1 protein-coding gene and 1 pseudogene are annotated in these 1695 nt (G+C 72.4%); both read right to left on the bottom strand.

The features are described 5' to 3' along the window. A pseudogene (locus tag DEIPI_RS31705) lies at window positions 1–316 on the bottom strand (hypothetical protein); the annotation flags it as partial. Window positions 317–442: 126 nt separating this feature from the next. Next, window positions 443–1695 (bottom strand): 2-oxo acid dehydrogenase subunit E2 (locus DEIPI_RS31700; protein ID WP_052351776.1); only part of this gene is annotated, 1253 nt, incomplete at its 5' end.

The following is a 1695-nucleotide window of genomic DNA, read 5'->3' as shown; positions in this document are numbered from 1 at the left end:
CCACGCGGGGGCCGTGCACCTCGCCGCCCGCGTCGTTGTTGGGGTCCGCGAAGCGCGGGCCGCTCGCGCTGGGGCCCTCGTCGCGGCCCTGCACGAGGTCGAAGTCGGCGATGTCGCCGGGCAGGCCGTCGTCGAAGGAGGGCTCGTCGTTGAGCTTCTCCCGCTGGAAGTCGTTGAAGACGCGGGCGTTCTCGAACATGTCCTCGCGCAGCTCGCCGGGCACGCCGAGATCGCGGATGTTCGCCTCGCCCATGCGGTCGTCGTTCTCCTCGTGCGGGTCGATCTGTCCGGGGGTTTCCCTGTCACGGTCGGTCATGGGGCGAGTGTAGGTCCGTGAGCGCGGGGGCAGCGTGAGGCCGGGGTGAAGGGAAGCAGTCAGCTTTCAGCCGTCAGGGGAATTCCCGCTGACGGCTGATGGCTGACCGCTGAGGACTGACCGCCCTTACAGGCTGATGAGGAAGGGGTCCTCCAGGGACTCGCAGATGAAGCGCATGAAGCGCGCGGCGTCCGCGCCGTCGATGAGGCGGTGATCGTACGTGAGCGAGAGGGGCAGCATGTTGCGCGGCTCGAACTCGCCCTTCTCCCTGTTCCAGACGGGCTCGAAGCCGCCGCGAGACACGCCGAGGATCGCGACCTCCGGCGGGTTCACGATGGGCGTGAAGGCGTGCCCGCCGATCCCGCCGAGGTTGCTGATGGTGAAGGTCGCGCCCTGCATCTCGTCGGGCTTGAGCTTGCGGTCGCGGGCCTTCTGGGCGATCTCGCCGATCTCCACGGAGAGTTCCGTGATGCTCTTGCGGTCCGCGTCCCTGAGGACGGGCACGAGCAGCCCGTTGGGGGTGTCCACGGCGATGCCGAGGTTCACGAACTCCTTGAAGACCACCCGGTTGTTCGCGAGGTCGAGGCTCGCGCCGAACTTCGGGAAGCGGCGCAGGGCGTTCGCGACGACCTTCATCAGGATGCTCGTCATGGTGAGCTTCCCGCCGGCCTTCTCGACGCGCGCGGCGAAGGCCTTGCGGGCTTCCTCCATGCGGGTCACGTCGGCCTTGTCGAAGTGCGTGACCATCGGGATGGTGGTCCACGCCTGCGTCATGCTGCGCACGGTGGCCTTGCGGATGCCGCTCATGTCCTCGACGCGGGTCGCGCCGTACTTCGAGAAGTCCGGCAGGGGCGCCGGGGCGGGCGCGGCGCTCGCGGCGGGCACGGGCGTGGCGCCCTGCGCGGCGGGCGTGGTGACGCTGGGCGTCCCGGCGGCGCGGCGCAGGTCCTCCTCGCTGATGCGGCCCGCGAGGCCCGTGCCGTGCACCGTGCCGATGTCCACGCCGAGCTCGCGCGCGAGGCGGCGGACGCTGGGCGCGGCGTGCACGACGCTGCGGCCGTCGAAGGCCTGCAGCGCGACGGGCGGCGCGGCCTTCACGGCGGCGGGCGCGGGCGCGCCCTGCGCCTGGGCCTTCTGCGCCTCCACCTGCGCGTCCGCGACGCGCGCGGACGTGGCGCGGTCGGGAGCGACGGCGGTGGCCTCGTCCGTCTCGGCGCCCGCGCCGCTCATGCCGAGCGCGCTGCCGGTGCCGCCGCCGGGACGCTGGCCCTGATCGGCCGCGACGCCGCCCTGACCAGGCGTGGCGGGCGCGCCCGCCACGCCGGCGAGGGTCAGGATGACGCCGCCCACCCTGAGGCTCTCGCCCTCCTTCACGCGGA

Origin of the sequence: Deinococcus pimensis DSM 21231 (genome assembly GCF_000519345.1) — a bacterium.
Lineage (GTDB): Bacteria > Deinococcota > Deinococci > Deinococcales > Deinococcaceae > Deinococcus_A > Deinococcus_A pimensis.
The sequence above is the reverse complement of the archived record's forward strand: the minus strand, read 5'-3'. Positions and strand labels throughout refer to the sequence as shown.